11 protein-coding genes are annotated in these 18,556 nt (G+C 55.8%); 2 read left to right on the forward strand and 9 right to left on the reverse strand.

The annotated features are described in order from the left end of the window. Positions 1-328: 328 nt before the first annotated feature. From ACQ4WS_RS02585 to alaC, 7 genes are all read right to left on the reverse strand, one after another. Positions 329-1,918 carry an aspartate:alanine exchanger family transporter gene (locus ACQ4WS_RS02585; RefSeq protein WP_436473395.1) on the reverse strand — a complete coding sequence of 530 codons (1,590 nt, stop codon included), beginning with the start codon at positions 1,916-1,918 and terminating at the stop codon, positions 329-331. A gap of 885 nt (positions 1,919-2,803) precedes the next feature. Continuing rightward, complete coding sequence (locus ACQ4WS_RS02590; RefSeq protein ID WP_436473397.1) at positions 2,804-5,590, reverse strand: type 2 lanthipeptide synthetase LanM family protein; 2,787 nt, start codon at positions 5,588-5,590, stop codon at positions 2,804-2,806. An 85-nt stretch (positions 5,591-5,675) separates the two neighbouring features. Next, on the reverse strand, positions 5,676-5,870 hold the full coding sequence (locus tag ACQ4WS_RS02595) for a Nif11-like leader peptide family natural product precursor (RefSeq protein ID WP_436473399.1): 195 nt from the start codon (positions 5,868-5,870) through the stop codon (positions 5,676-5,678). A 932-nt stretch (positions 5,871-6,802) separates the two neighbouring features. Beyond that, positions 6,803-7,297: a hypothetical protein gene (locus tag ACQ4WS_RS02600; RefSeq protein WP_436473401.1), complete on the reverse strand. Its 495-nt coding sequence runs from the start codon at positions 7,295-7,297 to the stop codon at positions 6,803-6,805. Between the two features lie 210 nt (positions 7,298-7,507). Continuing rightward, a complete protein-coding gene (metE, locus tag ACQ4WS_RS02605; RefSeq protein WP_436473403.1) occupies positions 7,508-9,796 on the reverse strand; it encodes a 5-methyltetrahydropteroyltriglutamate--homocysteine S-methyltransferase in 2,289 nt (762 codons plus the stop codon). A gap of 386 nt (positions 9,797-10,182) precedes the next feature. Next, a complete protein-coding gene (locus ACQ4WS_RS02610) occupies positions 10,183-11,085 on the reverse strand; it encodes an HNH endonuclease (RefSeq protein ID WP_436473405.1) in 903 nt (300 codons plus the stop codon). A gap of 264 nt (positions 11,086-11,349) precedes the next feature. After that, positions 11,350-12,567, reverse strand: coding sequence for an alanine transaminase (gene alaC / locus ACQ4WS_RS02615; protein WP_436473407.1), 1,218 nt, complete (start codon positions 12,565-12,567; stop codon positions 11,350-11,352). Positions 12,568-12,875: 308 nt separating this feature from the next. Between alaC and ACQ4WS_RS02620 the strand changes: the two genes are divergently transcribed. Beyond that, positions 12,876-13,559, forward strand: a complete 684-nt coding sequence (locus ACQ4WS_RS02620; protein WP_436473408.1) for a pentapeptide repeat-containing protein — start codon at positions 12,876-12,878, stop codon at positions 13,557-13,559. A 178-nt stretch (positions 13,560-13,737) separates the two neighbouring features. Here ACQ4WS_RS02620 and ACQ4WS_RS02625 read toward each other — a convergent pair whose 3' ends face one another. After that, positions 13,738-14,952: an MFS transporter gene (locus ACQ4WS_RS02625; RefSeq protein WP_436473410.1), complete on the reverse strand. Its 1,215-nt coding sequence runs from the start codon at positions 14,950-14,952 to the stop codon at positions 13,738-13,740. Positions 14,953-15,071: 119 nt separating this feature from the next. Between ACQ4WS_RS02625 and ACQ4WS_RS02630 the strand changes: the two genes are divergently transcribed. Further along, positions 15,072-15,998 carry a LysR family transcriptional regulator gene (locus tag ACQ4WS_RS02630; protein WP_436473412.1) on the forward strand — a complete coding sequence of 309 codons (927 nt, stop codon included), beginning with the start codon at positions 15,072-15,074 and terminating at the stop codon, positions 15,996-15,998. A 161-nt stretch (positions 15,999-16,159) separates the two neighbouring features. Here ACQ4WS_RS02630 and ACQ4WS_RS02635 read toward each other — a convergent pair whose 3' ends face one another. After that, positions 16,160-18,430 carry a carboxy terminal-processing peptidase gene (locus tag ACQ4WS_RS02635; protein WP_436473414.1) on the reverse strand — a complete coding sequence of 757 codons (2,271 nt, stop codon included), beginning with the start codon at positions 18,428-18,430 and terminating at the stop codon, positions 16,160-16,162. Positions 18,431-18,556 lie beyond the last annotated feature (126 nt).

Raw genomic sequence — 18,556 nt, forward strand, 5'->3', positions numbered from 1 at the left:
CCGGAATTGGCTGGCTGCCGTCGTAGGCAGCTTTCGCCCATTTGCAGACGTTGAGCCAACTATCGGCGATACTCCCTACTAGGCGTCTTCCTCGCGTTCGATGACCTCATTAATGACTGTCCCTCCACAACTAATGCAGAGTCCCTCGAGGAAGACCTTCATATTTTCCTCGTACTCAAAGGGAGACGTCATCCCTAGGTCGGCTTGACCGCAAAAATCACACCAAGTGTTTTTCAAAATCCACTTTTGCTCAGCAACGGGTCTAGCCGCAAAATCACGTGCTTTTCTCATGAGGTCGATCTAACTCTATGAATGCTCCTTGCCAAAATCACCCATACAAATGCAACAGCACCTGCACGGCCACAATCTTGACGATGGTCATGCTGGGGAAAATCATGGCGTAGCCGAGGTTGGGCCGGTCCGACTTGGCCAGGCGGTTGGCGAACACCAGCACGGCCGGGTTGCCCGTGGCGCCGGCCGCAATACCTAGCAGTTCAGGAAACGGCAGGCGCAGGAAGACCTTGCCCAGGATCACCACCAATGCCACCACCACCAGCACCGTCACGGCACCCAGCGCCAGCATGGGCAAACCATCGGCGCCCACTTGCTGCACGAAGGGCAAGCCGGACGCCATGCCGACAGAGGCGAGGAAAATCGTCAAGCCATAGTTGCGCATGACCAGGTTGGCCGACAGGGGCAAGCGCCAGCTGATCTTGCCGACTCTGCCCAGGCGCCCCAGGATCAGCGCCATCACCAGTGGCCCGCCCGCCAGGCCCAGGCTGAACGAACCTATCCACGGCAAGGGGATAGGCACCAGGCCCAACAGCACACCGAGCACCATGCCCATGCCCAGCGAGACATAACTGAACTCGGCCGTGGCCGTGATGGAATTGCCGAACAGCTTGCGCACCTCGACAGCATGTTTCGCCGGCGCAATGGCCATCACGCGGTCGCCGAATTCCAGGGTCAGGAAGGGATGGGGCAAGATCATGGCGTCGCCGCGGCGTATGAACGCGATCTGCAGGGGAAAGTCCTTGGACAGGTTCAGTTCGCCCAGGGGAACGCCGACGATTTCCGCGTCTGACACAAACACTTCCGTGCCGTCGAAAGCGCTGCGGTCCTTCATCAGCCGGCCCGGGTCCAGGTGGCCCAGCGCCGTGCGCGCCGCTTCCACGCCCGCCACCGTGCCCGACACCATCAAGGCGTCGCCCACGCCGAGCACAAGGCCCGGATCGGGCAAGCGGTTCTGGTGACCCTGGCGCACGCCGATCACTTGCACGCCCGCCAGGGGACCATCGGCCAGTTCGGACAGGGCCGCACCCGCCAATTTCGCTTCGTCGATGGTAATTTCGGATACGACGATGGGCGCGGGCGGCGGCGTCAGCACGGGTTTCAGTATGCGCCCGGCCAGGTACAGGCCCAGCATGGGGCCGACCACGCCGAACGGATACGCCACCGCATAGCCGACGGCCGCATCGCCATTGCCGTGCGACGCTTCCAGCGCCGCCTGCAGGGCCGCCGTGCTGGTCATGGCGCCGGCAAACACGCCGCTGGCCATGCGCAGGGAAATATCGATCCACTGCCCGCCCCAGACCGATACGGCCAGGCCGCCCATGACGGCGGCAAAGGCGATCAGGTTGTGTTTCTGCCCCGCGCCGCGCAAGCCGGCGAAAAACTGCACGCCGTACTGCACGCCGATGCCATACAAGAACAGCAGCAAGCCGATGGAGCCAACCATCGGCGGCGGCACGGAGCCGGGAGCGAACGCGCCCAGCGCCAGCCCCGCAAACAGCACGCCGCCCACGCCCAGCGAAAAGCCGAACACGCTGATGCGCCCCAGCGCATAACCGGCGCCGATGACGAGAAACAGGGCGAGGATGGGCGTGGACTCCAGCGTGTGGCGAAATAATTGAAGCATCAGGAACCTTGGTCTGGGGAAGGCCCAGTTTAGCATGCACAAAAGCAACACCATGCCTGGATGACAAGCAAGCGTGCGCGATATAGATCAACAAAAGCGGGATCGGGTAGGAGGCGGGGTTGCCCCCGCCGTCCTCCCACAACACCGGACGTACGGATCACGTATCCGGCGTTTCCTGACTACTGGGTTGCCCCAGCGAACTTGGTTTCGTGCGTCGTGTCGCCTGTCGGTCTGCAAGCACCTCGGTTACGGCAAAGACTTCCGGTCTCGTCCATTGACCAAGGCCCTCCTTTATCAGAGGCTTGCGCCCTGCCCGCTCAGAGAGCACGCGTGACATTTTGCCTGCGGCTTCCTTCAGATTCCGCCTTGCGACGGACACCCTTGCCGTTCAGCTAGCACTTCCCCTTGCCGGGTGTGCAGAGGACTTTCACCTCCAAGTCACTCAACTAACCACCACAGTCAGTCGAGCCGCGCTCGCGCGCGTCGCGCCATGCCTGGCGCACCAATAAAAAAGCCCGCTGCGGGAGCGGGCTGAATCTAAATCCTGTGAGGAAGTAGAGGAGACAGGTGCAATCATGCCGCATCGCAGCATAGCTATCCAATTGCATGTTGTGATGATAGAAGTATGATTTATTAATATCTTGCAGCGCCATCCATGACGCGACGGTGACGTCAGCCTCACTCGCTTCTGGAATGTCAGGATCGGCCCATTCGATACGGCCACCGGCGTAAATAGGTCAATGGCGCCGACGCCGTTTACCTTGTGCGCTTTCGTCGATCTGCCGCCGGTGGGTAGGCGTTTTACGATCACGTATCCGCTAACCGAAAGTGGCAAAGCATCGTCTCATAAAGACCGGAAACGCACTCTTTGCGGCTTTGATACCATTAATGAATAATGCATCGCAAGTTCTTATCCAAAAGGCGAAGTAGAAGATATCCAATCCCACTTGTTCCCCGAAAAATCGAAGGATCCTCCAATGTCAAATTAAAAATAGAAGCAACTTGATAATGACCGACCGACTTCTTTTTCATGATAATTTCTTTAATGTTATTTTTTACATACTGAAACAATTTTTTATCACCCAGTACCCTGGATGCTTCGATTAAAAAATCCAAACGGCCGCTATTGCCACAGCAATAAAAATCTTTGTTGTTCGACGAATATTTCTTGGCTGCCAAAATTGAAGACCTTACATCTTGCAATAGTCGCGCATCCTTCAATATCTGATAAGAATACAAGCGACTTAATCCGATACCAGGTGCGCCATGACACCATGCAGTTTGAGATACCGAGAAGTTATCCCGTAAATCACGCCAATTATTGTATTTTTTCTCAAAATAAAAATTCTCAAAGTCCACCGCTTCGTAGAAGGCTGTCCGATATTTTTCATCAGAAGTGATTGAGTATAGTCGCAATAGCGCATACGCGATACCTGAGGCACCGTGAGAAAATCCAGTCAACGCTCTTGGAAAACTATCTGTTACCCAGGAAGAATAGCCGGACCGTACATCGAGCTGCCTGCTCGACAAAAGATGCTCGCCGATTAAAGTCATTGTCGTCAGTACTTGAGGGGATTTTGTGCGGCCATATAGATCTGACAGGACAATCAAGCAACCGGCGCAACCACTCATGTAATCCAGATTAGCATCCTTTAGTATTGCATCAGCTGTAATTAAATTAGATAACTCCAGTGCCTGATCTTTATACTGACAAAAATTAATATTCATTATTGAATAAATCAATCCGGAAATTCCGACAGAATATGATAAATCAATATCGGCCTTGTTGCCACCACTCCTGCCACTAAGCACTGAAGATATCTCTCTATCAACAACAGAATATATTATTTCATCATATTTAGACTCATTTTTATATTTCGCAACAGAAGATAAAAACAAGGCAACACCTAAAGATCCACAATAAAGTGATGTTCCAATGGTGTCGCGTGCTGTTCCCCCATTGATTTCCGAACTGGAGCCACTCCAACAATATGTATCGTGGTCTTTTTTTGCAGCGATTTTTATCGAGCTTGCGATGATGTCAATTTCATCTTCAAAAAATAAGGGACTGATTTCCGTTTTCTTCAGAAAATTATTTAATTTGGTCTTCTTATACCTTATGCCGTAAGCAGATTTTATTAAATTTGCCTGCTTATCAATATCATGCCTATCTATTTTCCTTATCCTATCCAAAACAAAATCATAGGGGGATGTCAGGTAATGGTTGCTGCAAATTATCCTGTCACCCTCTTTCACGTACAAGCTTGATGTATTTGCAAGAATGTACGGAGTGTCCATGCGCTCTATTGCTGCTGACTCAAATTTAACTACTTCGGCCTTTTCGGAATCCGCACCGAGAAAAATGATCGTGCGCTCGTCAAGACAGGCATCAATAATTTTTTTTCTTGCCACTATCGAAAAAAATGCTTCCGGAACATAAGAATTTTCAATTATTGTTTTATAATTTTGAGTCGTTCTTGGTATTATTCTAAAATTTTTATTCTTGAATTCGTTAAAAATATGGTCCTCATTTATGAACTGATTTTTATTCTCGAAAAACCAATTGCATGTCGCATAAAATCCTTCAATAATTTTCTCAAGATGGTATTTTGGCGGTATTTTTCTTCCATTCATTATAGGAAGATTTTTTTTTGCTTTAAAATAACCCATTTTTCGCGCAAGAGATATCGAATCTGAATTTATGTCATTCCACGTCCATACCTCAATTCCTGACATTATAGTTCCCGCCGCACCAAAGCCACTAGTATCGTACAGACTACCACTCCCCCCAAATTGCTCCGTAGCTGGAATCAATCCAGTATTGAGGACGCTATAATAATCGCTATCGGTGAAGTTAAAAAAACATTCAAGATCGATCAGAACTGGATATTCTCCACAAGCTACTATGTTTTCAAAGTGCAGATCCGTGCCCATTAACACATACGCAATTGCAGTCAAGAAACCGCAGCGCCAGTAATAATTACTCAATTCTTTTTCTGATGAACATGGAAAATTTTCGACAAACTCCACCCATGAATACGTTTTCTTGTCCACAATAGAAAAGGTTTTCATGCCCAGACTCGGCGAAGGCATTTTCATGGAATTTACTAATGAATTGAATGCGATGTCGAGGGCACCGGAGCGGGGTTTATATACGAACTTGCTTCCGCAACTCAACTGAATTATCGCCGTACTTTTTCCATTTTGGTGGGTATCGCCAAGATTTATTTTTATACTTTTCAACTCGCCGATTACCCCTGATCCTTTGAGAATTTCCGCAATTTCTTTCCTGTCAGCACGAAAATTTTCTTCAATCTCAATCAGGTAATTGTTGCATTGTGTAATTTGAACGCCCACCAATGAAAAAAGAAGCGGGTATTTCTCCTTCAATCGCTGCACGCCATTATTCCCCTGGAAATCCTCAACATAGTCATCTATGCTTGATTTTCCTATTTTTAATGTTTCGCTCAGCTCAGGAAACAATGCGGCAATAACTGATCGGCCCTTGATGAAATCACTATAGTCTTCATCCAATACAAATTTAATCATCCACAATAAATTATCCTCGATGCCATTTTTATGGTATCTTTTCAAATATTTTAAATCAGAAAATAACTCATGATGCATCATTAAGCTGCGCACTATTTTTATGAAGGGGTTATTTTTTCTCATTAGCATCTGCATTAACTATTTTTAACTCATTCATAAAAATTGGCGCCCATTTAAAAGGCCGCCCTCATCGGCGGCCTGCACTATATTAAACGGAACAAACCGCAGTCCACGCGGTACTTACACACCCAACCTGCTGATTACTTGTGTACTTCTTGACATCCGATTCGGTATGTTCGAAACCATGTTTTTTTGCGACTGCTATTGATGCATGGCGCACTGCTTCGCTTAATTCTTTTTGCAAATTTGGATTGCTATTTACTGCATCTATAAATTTTTGCATAATAAATCTCCTTAAGTTTCACTGTTATTCACAAAGAAAATTTTGCGAATCCGTTTTTTAAATGGTTCTGGCCTCCATTTATTTTACGTGACTCGATTTGGTCAGCGCAAAATTCAGCAAAAAAATATTCTCAAACAACCTCGCCATTGAGAGAAATATTTTAAATTTTTAGAAATCGACAAATACCAGACGGTAGGTTACAAAAAGTATCACTGGGAAATATTGCGCTCCACGGAAAATATTTCCGTGGAGACGGTTGTGGATTTCGAAATTTTTTATTTGTTAGATCTATTTTAATACTGTTTTTATCGCTCCAACCTCACCAATTGTCACATTGGAAAAATATTACCGGCTATACTTACATAATTAATCGCGACTTATAGCGCCATGGACGCGCTGATTAATCCATCGAATTCCGCACCCTGTGGCGCTACGGCCTGAGGCAATCAGCGCATGGCCCCAGCATCGAACGTGCAACAGCGCTTTTCCAACATCAACTGCGCGACCAGGAAGACACCGGCGCGGCGCGATCGTTTCCTCGACAGCTAAGATCGATAGCATGGCCCCGTGGGCAAGCTGCATTAAAGCGTTGTGCCCGCCATCCGACGGTTGAGGCGCCGCGCGTGTGCTGATCGGAATGGCGCGTAGGCCACACATATCCGCCGTCCAGCGAGAGGGGAAGAATGACGTTAAACAATCCTGGAACCATGCGCATGGCGTATAACGCGACACAGGCGAACACGCAAGTCGAGGCGACCTGTAGCCGCGTATGTGCTGTGGCCGGTAAAAACAGACAAAAAAAACCCGCTGCGGGAGCGGGCTGAATCTAATTCCTGTGAGGAGGTAGAGGAGACAGGTAAATGATGCCGCATCGCAGCATAGCTATCCAATTGCATGTTGCGATGATAGAAATATTTTTTATCAGTATCTCGTCAGATCGTTCCGAAAATAATGAGTTTTCGATGCGATCCTGGTTCACCCGTCACCAGCACGCGGGCTTGCTCTACGGTTACGCAATCCTGCGGCGCAAACCCCGCTGGCACCGTCTGCACATCGCGCGCGATGCGTTGCGGATCATTGATCACGTCATAGTCTGCACGCTTGAAAAACAGCTGCTCGATACCGGCGTCTCCCTGCGGCAGCGGCTTGACGACGATGAGCGACCAACGACCTTCATCCCCGAGAAATTGCTTTTGCTTCAGGAACAAGTTAACGCGATCTGCATGAGGCGCCGAGTCGCTCAGCTCGCTCTGATAAAGACCCATCGGACACAGCAGCGTGCCGGCCGGCCACCCCATATCGGGCAGCGCTGCGACCGTGTCCGGACGCAACTGGGCCAGATGGCGGTCGAACGGGTGTTTTTCCGCCGAACAGGCGCCGAGCGCCATCAGCGCAAGCATGCCCACGGCGCGCAACAAAGAAATCATCAACTTCCCTCCTTTTATGTGTATGGTAAAACAAGGGTATCTTAAGCGATGAAGCAAAAAAAGCCCGCTGCGGGAGCGGGCTGAATCTAATTCCTGTGAGGAAGTAGAGGAGACAGGTGAATGATGCCGCATTGCAGCATCATTATCCAATTGCATGTTGTGATGATAGAAATAGCTATTCCCTATATCTGCCCTCTCCCCCGCTCAGCCTCAGGCCACGTTATCGCCGCGCAAAGTTTTCGCCGCCGCCACCATGTTCGCCAGCGCGGGAATCACTTCTTTCCAGGCGCGCGTCTTCAGGCCACAATCGGGGTTGACCCACAGGCGCTGCGCGGGAATGCGCTCGGCCGCCTTGCGCATGAGTTTCACCATCTGTTCCTGACTTGGAATGTTGGGCGAGTGGATGTCGTAGACGCCAGGGCCGATTGCGTTCGGATAGTTAAAATCATCGAAGGCGTCCAGCAATTCCATGTCGGAGCGCGAGGTTTCGATGGTGATGACGTCCGCATCCATGTCGGCGATCTGCGCGATGATGTCGTTGAATTCCGAATAGCACATGTGCGTGTGAATTTGCGTTTCGTCAGCCACGCCATTGGCCGTGATACGGAACGATTCCACGGCCCAGCGCAGGTATTCGGCCCACTGGGATTTACGCAATGGCAAGCCTTCGCGCAGCGCCGCTTCGTCGATCTGGATCACGCGGATGCCGGCCTGTTCCAGGTCCTGCACTTCGGCGCGGATGGCCAGCGCCAGCTGGTAGCACGACACGGAGCGGGGCTGGTCGTCGCGCACGAAAGACCAGTTGAGGATGGTGACGGGGCCCGTCAGCATGCCTTTCATCGGCTTGTCCGTCAGCGACTGGGCGTAGGTGCTCCACTCGACCGTCATGGCACGGGGGCGGCTGATGTCGCCGAATAGAATGGGTGGTTTCACGCAGCGCGAACCGTACGATTGCACCCAGCCGAACTGGCTGAAGGCGTAGCCGTCGAGCTGCTCGCCGAAATATTCCACCATGTCATTGCGTTCCGCTTCGCCGTGCACGAACACATCCAGGCCCAGGGCTTCCTGTTCTTTCACGCAATGGGCGATTTCCGCCTGCATCAGCTGTTTATAGCTGGCTTCATCCAGCTGGCCACTGCGGAACTGGCTGCGCGCCTGGCGGATTTGCGCCGTCTGCGGGAAAGAGCCGATGGTCGTCGTCGGGTACTTGGGCAGTTGCAGCAGCGCAGCTTGCTTGGCGGCACGCTCGGCATAGCCGCCGGTGCGCTGGCCCAGGCTTGCGTCTATGCGGGCCACGGCCGCTTTCACTTCCGGATTATGCACGCGGCTCGACTGGCGGCGCGCTTCTATGGCCGCATGATTGGCGTCCAGCGCCGCTTGCACGGAGGCGCGGCCGTTATTCAGGGCGCCGGCGATGGTGCGCACTTCATCGAGCTTTTGACCGGCAAAGGCCAGCCAGGATTTGATATCAGCATCGAGCTTTTGTTCGCTGGCCAGGTCGACGGGCACGTGCAGCAGGGAGCACGACGGGGCGATCCACAGGCGCGATTGCAGGCTGGCATGCAGGGGTTCCAGCCATGCCAGCACGTCGTTCAAATCCGTCTTCCAGATATTGCGGCCATTCACCACACCCAGAGACAGCACGCTGCTGGCAGGCAATCGGGCGATGACTTGCGCCACTTCATCGCGGGCGTTGATGGCGTCCAGGTGCAAACCTTGCACGGGCAGCTTGCACGCCAGCGTTAAATTGTCTTGCAGCTTGCCGAAATACGTGGCCAGCAGCAGTTTGACGTTATCGACCTTGCGCAAGGCATCGTAGGCCGTGACGAGCGCTTGCTGCCAGGCGCTGCCCAGTTCAGTGACGAGTATCGGCTCATCGATCTGCACCCACTCCACGCCCTGCGCGGCCAATTCCTGCAGCAGTTGCACGTAGACGGGCAGCAAGCCTTGCAGCAGCGCCAGCTTGTCGGAGTCGTCCTTGGCCTTGCCCAGCCACAAATAGGTGACAGGGCCGATCAGCACGGGCTTGGCTTTTACATTCAGCTGGCGCGCTTGCGCCAGTTGCTGCAACAGGCGGCTGCTGTCGAGCTTGAATTGCGTGTCGGCCGCAAATTCCGGCACGATGTAGTGATAATTGGTGTCGAACCATTTCGTCATTTCGCCCGCGTGGACGCAGCTGCAATCGCTGTCGCTGGCCGAGCGGCCACGCGCCACGCGGAAATAGTTATCGAGCACCGCGCCTTTCATGCCGCGCACGCGCTGCGGCAAATTGCCCAGAGCAAAACTCAGGTCCAGCACCTGGTCATAGAAGGAAAAGTCGCCCACGGGTGCGAAGTCCAGCGCGTTCTGGTCTTGCCAGTGGCGCTGGCGCAACTCCGCGCCATGGCCTTCCAGTGCTTCCAGGCTGCTTTGGCCCTTCCAATAGTCTTCCAGGGCGAATTTCAATTCGCGTTTGGCGCCAATGCGCGGGTAGCCCAGATTGTGTGTCGTGACGGTCATGACGGTGCTCCTTATGAAGTATGCACACATCATAGAAGGTTCCATCCATTAAAAATAATGATAATATTTTATAAATCCATGAATATTACTCATGTGAAATCATGCTCGAATGCATCTGGGCGTCTTGCGCGGGTCACACCTGACCCGCTGAAACGGACGACGGCATCGACGACCAGCACTTTGTGATGGCGACGGGCAAAAAAAAAGCCCGCTGCGGGAGCGGGCTGAATCTATTTTCTTGGAGGAAGATAGAGGAGACAGATGCATGATGCCGCATTGCAGCATAGTTATCCAATTACATGTTGTGATAGCGGAGATATGAATTATCCATATCTCGTACAAGTTGCGAAACAGGCAGCGACATCAACGTCAGTGGCGGCCACTATTCAATCCTGGGGCGGCGAACAAAAGGCAAAGCGTTGCCGATGCATGCGCAGGTAATACTTCTGTTCTTCCCTCAAAACAATACGCAACGGAGCGGGTAAACCGAGGAGTTCACGATGCCGCCCCAGCAGCGAGGGGGAACACAACATCGCGCCATCATCAGCAAAGCTGATCAAGCCTCGATCAAACAAGGCATCCAGGGTCGCGATCAGCGGCAAGCCATTATGGGGATCAAGCCGCTGCTGATCAGTGGCGCCTTGCCAGGACAGGGCATGCGATGCACGCAAGACCGGCTCAAGATCGCAGCCCGTTACGGCACATTTCCTATCCCATAATGCCAGCAATTCGTCTCGGTACCTGCCTTGGCCGCGCCGGGCCTGGCACAGTATCTCTATCTCCGTTGACCGGCCCTTCCCCCTCGAAAGCAAATCATGGATATCATTTTGCTCCACCCTGCTAGCGATCAATGCCAGGATGGCTTCCTTCCCCTTGCTCAGGGCCCCAAAAGCTTGTCGGGGATTGGTACCGTGAAAAACGACGACTTCGGCAGAGGAAACAGGCGTCTTGCGCAGATCCGCATACCAGCGCACCATGCGGTGATACTCTTCCGGCTCATTCGGGCTGATCACTCCCCCTTCCCGAAACACGATGACTGGCGCGTCATCGAGCACCGTGCCAGCAGCAACAATGCCGATCTTGTTTACCCATAACAGCAGGGTATCGCCGCGCTTGGGCCGCTTGATCTTTTCCAGGAACTCGGGGCCGCCACTGGTCACCGCAACGCCCCTGAGCAACCATTCGTTATGAAAACTGAACTCATTATTTGAGGTTGCATCGCTGTTGATGAAAAACGTGTCCGCCTCAGGAACTTTTTGATGTCCTTTGCTGAGATTTTCATGTGCCATGTCGGACTTTCATAGGAGGATAGCCGCGCATTGAAACATGCATTGCCATTCAAGGTCCACAAAATACTCTTCAGACAACAAATATGAATTTTCAGGCAAAAAAAAGCCCGCTGCGGGAGCGGGCTGAATCTATTTCCTTGGAGGAAGATAGAGGAGACAGATGCATGATGCCGCGTCGCAGCATATAAAACCACTTTATATTCGTGATGTCAGAAATACGCCATAGTGATATTACGGGCAACGAAGCATTCCATGCGGCAACTTTTATGCTGCCGCTTCCGCTTTCCCGTCGCCGGAACGCAACATATTCTTGATGCCGCGTAATGCTTGCCGCACCCGCGCCTCGTTTTCGATCAGGGCGAAGCGCACGTATTCATCGCCGTATTCGCCGAAGCCGATGCCGGGCGAGACGCTCACCTTGGCCTTTTGCAGCAGCAGCTTGGCAAATTCCAGCGAGCCCAGGTGGCGATACGCTTCCGGGATATGCGCCCAGATATACATCGAGGCCTTCGGTTTTTCCACCATCCAGCCCGCTTCATGCAAACCTTTGACCAGCACGTCGCGGCGGCGCTGGTACTGGGCGCAGATTTCCGTCACGCAGCTTTGATCGCCTTCCAGCGCGGCAATGGCCGCCACTTGCACGGGCGTAAAACTGCCATAGTCGTGGTAGCTCTTGATGCGCGCCAGGGCCGCCACCAGTTCCGCATTGCCGACCATGAAACCGATGCGCCAGCCCGCCATGTTGTAACTTTTCGACATGGTGAAAAACTCGACGGCCACGTCGCGCGCGCCCGGCACCTGCATGATGGACGGCGCCTTCCAGCCATCGAAGGTGATGTCGGCATACGCCAGGTCGTGCACCACCAGAATATTGTGCTGCTTCGCCAGCGCCACGACGCGCTCGAAAAATTCCAGTTCCACGCACTGCGCGGTAGGGTTGGACGGGAAGCCCAGCACCATCATCTTCGGTTTCGGGTAGCTTTCACGGATGGCCCGTTCCAGTTCGGCAAAAAAATCCACGCCCGGGCCCATGCGCACGGAGCGGATGTCGGCGCCCGCGATGACGGCGCCCCAGATGTGGATGGGGTAGCTGGGATTCGGCACCAGCACCGTGTCACCACGGTCGAGCGTCGCCAGCATCAGATGGGCCAGGCCCTCTTTCGAGCCGATGGTGACGATGGCTTCGCTGTCCGGGTCGATGTCGACGTCGTAGCGCTTCTTGTACCAGTGTGCAATCGCGCGGCGCAGGCGGGGGATGCCCTTGGAGGCGGAATAGCCGTGCGTGTCGGGGCGTTTCACCGTCTCGACCAGCTTGTCGACGATGTGGGCCGGCGTGGCGCCATCGGGATTGCCCATCGACATGTCGATGATGTCCTCGCCGCGGCGGCGCGCAGCCATCTTGAGCTCGGCGGTGATATTGAAAACGTAGGGGGGAAGGCGATTGATGCGCGAAAAGCTGCGCGGAGCTTGGCTATCGGTCATGGTATCTCTATACGTAAGCGCCCGGATCCGTCCGAGCGACGTTGGCGCAATGCATGCGCCTGCAACGATACTAACCCGAGCTTGCGCAAACTGGCAAGGGCGATTCGGACGCGCTACAATACGCTCTGATCGAAAATGAGCGCACCGGTTGGTAAGCCGGTAAGTGCCCGGCACCGTCCGGCATGCTCCCGCCCACGCGGACCCACGGCGCTGACCCTTGGCTGTTACACCGGCCGGGGAGGTGTACTGGTTCGTGCATTTTCCCGCCGCGCCATCCCTCCCCTGCTTTTATTTTAGGAATGAGACGGATGGCAACACAAGACTCAACAGTAACCGGCATGCCCCTGGACCGCGCTGGCATCGAACAACAGCTGGCCCAATCGGCGCGCCACTTCATCGATTGCGCGTTCGACGGCGAAGACTTGTCGCGCCTCGATTTGCAGGGCTGCACTTTCGAGCGTTGCACCTTTGCCGAAACGATCTTATTCGCCAGCAAGCTGGCGCGCAGCACGTGGCGCCGCTGCCGCGCGGGCAGCGCCGATTTCGAATCCGTCGACGCCGTCGATGCCACGTTTGAAGGCTGCGACCTGAACAACACGAAATGGCGGCGCGCCAAGCTGGCCTCGGCCACCTACCGGGGCTGCAAGCTGACGGGCGCCTCGTTCGAGGAAGTGGCGCACCTGGGCCTCAGCTTCGAAGACAGCCTGCTGGTGGGCGCCGACCTGCGCGGCTTTTCGTTCCGCAAGGCAATACTAAAGCAGCTGGATTTTTCCGACGCCTACCTGGCCGGCTGCGACTTCCGCGACGCCGTCTTCGAAGGCGGCAGCTTGCGCAATGCCACCATCAAACTGGCGAAGTTCCAGGGTGCCGACCTGCGCGGCGCCGATATCGACGGATTCAAATTGAGCGAAGCGGCGCTGCTGAAAGGTGCCGTCATCACGCATGCGCAGGCGGCCAACTTCATGCGGGCGCTGGATCTGGTAGTAATCTAATGGGTATTGATTTAATGTAAAAAGCAAAAAAAAAGCCCGCTGCGGGAGCGGGCTGAATCTATTTCCTTGGAGGAGATAGAGGAGACAGGAGCATCTTGCGGCATAGCGGCATATCACGCCACTTTATATTCATGATGATAGAAATAGTCATCAGTGATAATGAGCCGCCATCAGGGTTTCACGCCCTGCGACGCGTGGCCAGCGGTAAAAATTCTCCCAGCCACACCAGCAGGCCCAGGCCCGGAAACGCCATGCCGGTCAGCAAGGTTGCTTGCCAGCCGTAGCTGGCATACACCCAGGCGCCGATGGCCGAGCCGGCCGCGCCGCCGGCGAAGAACAGCGCGAAATACAGGCCGTTCAGGCGGCCCCGCACTTCCGCCCCCAGACTGAAGATGGCGCGCTGGCCCAGCACCAGGTTGGCGGCCACGCCCATGTCGAGCACGATGGAAGCGACCACCAGCAAGCCCAGCGCCACGTGTTTCGATTCCGGCGCCAACATCGGCAAGGCAAACGCGAGGATGCCCAGCGCCAGCGCAGCGGCAGTGGCGGGCAAGGTGTGGCCCGCATCAGCCAGGCGGCCGGCGATGGGTGAGGCGACGGCACCGGCCATGCCCACCAGGGCAAAGATGGCGATGCCTGTTTGCGACAAGCCAAACGCGGGGCTGGCCAGCACCAGCGGCGTGACGGTCCAGAACAGGCTGAAGGCGCCAAACAGGCCCGCGTGATAGGCGGCGCGGCGGCGCAGCACGGGCGTGCCCAGCAGCAAATGCCACAAGGACGCCATCAAGGCCGGATATTTCATGCTGGACACGGGCTGGCGTACGGGCAAGGCGCGGCGCAACACCAGCGCCAGCAGTACCATCAGCACGGCGGCGCCGCCAAACACCACGTGCCAGCTGGCGTGGGCCGCCACCAGCGAGGCCACGGGACGGGCCAGCATGATGCCCAGCAACAAGCCGCTGACCACCTTGCCCACCGTCTGGCCCCGCGTCGCTTCCTGCGACAGGTGGGCGGCAAACGGCACGATCACTTGCGCCGCCACGGAGCCCAGGCCAATGGCCAGCGCGGCGGCCAGGAACACCACGGCACCCGTGCTCAGCGCGGCCACCAGCAAGGCCGTGGCCGTCACCAGCAAGGCAGTGACGATCAGGCGGCGGTTTTCCAGCAAGTCGCCCAAGGGCACGACAAACAGCAGGCCCAGGGTATAGCCCACTTGCGTCAGGGTGACGATCAGCCCGGCCGCCTTGGCCGACAGGCCCGTCGATGCGCTGATGGGCCCGACGAGGGTTTGCGCGTAATACAGATTGGCGACGATCAGGCCGGAAGCGATGGCCAGCAGCAGCACCATGGCGGGCGCAATGTCGTGGGGAGCAGGAGATGAGGCCTTGTTCATATTGTTTCCTCGGTTCGGTAGGGTATGGCCATTCTAGGCAAACCTGAGGCAAAGATAATTAGGGCATAATCCACTTACACTTTTCACATAAGATGAACAATTAAAACGGAAACCATCCCATGGACAAGATCAAGGCCATGCAGACCTTCGTACGTATTGTCGAAGCCAACAGCTTTTCCAAGGCGGCCGAGACACTGGATTTGCCGCGCGCCGCGCTGACGGCCACCCTGCAAAAGCTGGAAGCCTACCTGGGGACGCAGCTGCTGCAGCGCACCACGCGCCGTTTGTCCCTGACGCCGGAAGGCGCCGAGTACTTTCGCCATTGCATCGACATCCTGAAGGCCGTCGATACGGCGGAACTGGCCTTCCGTGGCCCTGACGCGAAAAAACCGCGCGGCCTGTTGCGCGTCAACCTGCCCAATACGGTGGGCCGGCGCCTGATCATTCCCCATATCGCGCAATTCCACGCTGCCTGGCCGGACATGCAATTGCAACTGAGCTTGACGGACCGCCTGGTCGATCTGACGCAGGAAGGCATCGATTGCGCCTTGCGCGTAGGCACCTTGCAAGATTCCGCCTTCATCGGCAAGCAGATCGGCCTGATGCGCTTCGTCACCTGCGCGTCCCCTGCTTACCTGGCGCGCCACGGCACGCCGCACACCCTGGCCGACCTGGCCGCGCATCAGGGCATCATGCATTACTCGGGCCGCACGGGACGCGCCTTCGACTGGGATTTACTTCAAGGCAAGGAAGTCGTGCGCGTGCAGATGGCCGGCCCCATCGCCGTCAACGATGCGGACGCCAGCGTCGCTTGCGCACTGCAGGGACTGGGCCTGGCGCAGGCGGCCATGTACCAGGTGCGCCAGCACCTCGACAGCGGCGCCCTGGTGGCCGTGCTGCCCGACTGCTCCCCGACGCCCATGCCGATGTCGCTGCTGACGCCGCAAGGCCGCCTGGCCACGCCCAAGCTGCAGGCATTTGCCGGCTGGATCTCGGCCCTGCTGGCTGCCTGCCCAGACGTGCAACTGCCCACGCATAAAATCTGAGGCAAAAAAAAGCCCGCTACAAGGAGCGGGCTGAATCTATTTTCTTGGAGGAGAATAGAGGAGACGAGTGCATTATGCTGCGTCGCGGCATATCAATCCAATTGATTGTTGGAATGATAGAAATACGCGAAACAGATAACTCCCCCCTTACTCCACGTTCATTACTTCGATGTTGCCGCCACCGGCGTCGCCTTGACATCCGCTGCATACGGCAAGACCTTGGACGCCAGACGGGTATCGGCCTTGATCAGCGCCACTTCGTCGGCCAGGATGCGCGCCGCTTCGTTCAGCAGCACGTCCTTGGCGCTCTTCGCGGCCGTTTCAGCATCCAGTTCGGCACTCAAGGCGCGCTCGTCGCCCTGCAAGCCGTCGTCGGTGCGCAAGGCGCCTTTCACGGCGGCAATTTGCTTGGCCGTCTTGTTGGCCGCTTTCGCGCCTTTCAGCACGTCTTTCGGATCGGGAATCACCACCAGGTCATCGGCAGGATTCGAAATCTGCGCGATCAGGCGTTTTTCACGGGCCTTGGCGCGCGCTTCCTGGGCATCGCGCTCCTTGCGGCGCACGGTTTCATTGAGCGAAATCTGGTTTTCCTTGCGCTGCTTGACGACCAGGGCGATGTCATCGAGCAAGTACTGGAAATCCTTGTCCTTGGCCACGCGCGCATCATGTTTCTTGTCCAGCAGCGGCACGATATCCTTCAGGTCGCCCGTCGGCATGTAGGGCGCCGGCTTGATGGCTACCCATGGCAGGGCATTGTCATAGCTCGATTCGCCGAAGTTTTCCGCGTCGGACATGGCTGGCAGCTTGATGTCAGGCGTGACGCCGCGCAACTGCGTGGTGCCGCCATTGATGCGGAAGAACTGGGCGATGGTCATTTTCAGCTCGCCGAAACGGGCTTTCTCGCTGCCGCCGAAACGGTCGAGGTTGAACAGGGTCTGCACCGTGCCCTTGCCGAAGCTGCCTTCCCCGATGATGATGCCACGGCCGTAGTCCTGCACGGCGGCGGCAAAAATTTCGGAAGCCGATGCCGAGCCGCGGTTGATCAGCACACCCATCGGGCCATCCCAGGCCAGGCCGGCACTGGTATCGCTTTCCACGTCGACCTTGCCTTCGGCATTGCGCTGCATCACGACAGGGCCCTTGTCGATGAACAGGCCCGTCAGTTCGACGGCTTCGTTCAGCGAACCACCGCCGTTGTTGCGCAAGTCGATCAGGACATTGTCGACCTTGTCCTTCTTCAACTCGCCCAGCAAGCGGGTGACGTCGCGCGTGGCGCTTTTAAAGTCTTTGTCGCCACGGCGGCGCGCTTCGAAGTCCTGGTAGAAGGTCGGCAAGGAAATGACGCCGATGCGGCGCTTGACGCCATTTTCACGCACTTCGATGATCGATTTCTTCGCCGCCTGCTCTTCCATGCTGATTTTCTTGCGCACCAGCGGCAAGACCACGTGCTTGGCGTCGGGGCCCGCATCGGCCGGCAGGATGTCGAGGCGCACCACGGAATCCTTGGCGCCGCGGATCAGCTGTACCACATCGTCGATGCGCATGCCCAGCACTTCAGTGATGGGGCCACTTTCGCCCTGCCCCACGCCGACGATGCGATCGCCCACTTTCAGCTTGCCCGACAAGCCGGCCGGGCTGCCCGGCACGACTTCGCGCACCACCGTGTATTCATCGCGCGTCTGCAGCACGGCGCCGATGCCTTCGAGCGACAGCCGCATGGCGATGTCGAAGTTATCCGACGCGCGCGGGCCCAGGTAGTTGGTATGCGGCTCGATCGACATGGCATAAGCGTTCATGAAGATCTGGAACACGTCTTCGCTGTTGAGCTTTCGCGCACGGGTCGTGTAGCCTTCATAACGCTTGTCCAGGGTCTCGCGGATGGCCTTGTCTTCCTTGCCTGCCAGTTTCAGACGCAGCCAGTCGTTCTTGACGCGCTTGCGCCACAGGTCGCGCACTTCCTCGTCGCTCTTCGGCCACGCGGCCTTTTCGCGGTCGAGCTGATAGCTCTCGTCGGCCGTAAAGTCGAACTTGGTTTTCAGCAATTCACGCGCATACGCCATGCGCTCGTCGAAACGCTGCTGGTACAAGTTATAAACGGCAAACGGCGCCGTCAGGTCTTCATTCATGATGGCGTCATCGAGCTTGGTGCGTAGCGGCGCGAAACGATCGATGTCGGCTTGCACGAAAAACAGCTTTTCCGCGTCCAGTGACTTGAAATAGCGGTCGAAGATTTTCTCCGACATGGCGTCGTCGAGCGGCGTGGCCTTGTAATGGACGCGCGTCAATACGCGCGATGCCCACAAGGCGGCCTGCGTTTGCTGGGCCAGCGGCTTCATGGGTAGCGGAGGAGCGGCGCTCTTGTCCGTCTGGGCTGCGCCAGCGTGGGCTGACAGGGCAAGCACCAGGGTGACCAGCATCATTTGCTTCTTCATCGGCTTCTCCGAAAATTAGTTGAATCAATTCCAGGCGGCGCAGATAAGCATGCGCCAGCCAGCAAGACAGTAAGGGGAATACACGACTGGTCTGCATATTATGCTACAGGATACGGCCTGGCAGCC

This window comes from Janthinobacterium leeuwenhoeki (assembly GCF_051380795.1).
In the GTDB taxonomy this organism is placed as follows: Bacteria; Pseudomonadota; Gammaproteobacteria; order Burkholderiales; family Burkholderiaceae_D; genus Janthinobacterium.

Bases quoted from the DNA above. Each gene is read 5' to 3' on its own strand.
- ACQ4WS_RS02600 (WP_436473401.1), bottom strand. From the start codon at position 7,297: ATGATTTCTTTGTTGCGCGCCGTGGGCATGCTTGCGCTGATGGCGCTC.
- ACQ4WS_RS02590 (WP_436473397.1), bottom strand. From the start codon at position 5,590: ATGAGAAAAAATAACCCCTTCATAAAAATAGTGCGCAGCTTAATGATG.
- ACQ4WS_RS02625 (WP_436473410.1), bottom strand. From the start codon at position 14,952: ATGAACAAGGCCTCATCTCCTGCTCCCCACGACATTGCGCCCGCCATG.
- ACQ4WS_RS02630 (WP_436473412.1), top strand. From the start codon at position 15,072: ATGGACAAGATCAAGGCCATGCAGACCTTCGTACGTATTGTCGAAGCC.
- ACQ4WS_RS02595 (WP_436473399.1), bottom strand. From the start codon at position 5,870: ATGCAAAAATTTATAGATGCAGTAAATAGCAATCCAAATTTGCAAAAA.
- ACQ4WS_RS02610 (WP_436473405.1), bottom strand. From the start codon at position 11,085: ATGGCACATGAAAATCTCAGCAAAGGACATCAAAAAGTTCCTGAGGCG.
- alaC (WP_436473407.1), bottom strand. From the start codon at position 12,567: ATGACCGATAGCCAAGCTCCGCGCAGCTTTTCGCGCATCAATCGCCTT.
- ACQ4WS_RS02620 (WP_436473408.1), top strand. From the start codon at position 12,876: ATGGCAACACAAGACTCAACAGTAACCGGCATGCCCCTGGACCGCGCT.
- ACQ4WS_RS02635 (WP_436473414.1), bottom strand. From the start codon at position 18,430: ATGAAGAAGCAAATGATGCTGGTCACCCTGGTGCTTGCCCTGTCAGCC.
- ACQ4WS_RS02585 (WP_436473395.1), bottom strand. From the start codon at position 1,918: ATGCTTCAATTATTTCGCCACACGCTGGAGTCCACGCCCATCCTCGCC.
- metE (WP_436473403.1), bottom strand. From the start codon at position 9,796: ATGACCGTCACGACACACAATCTGGGCTACCCGCGCATTGGCGCCAAA.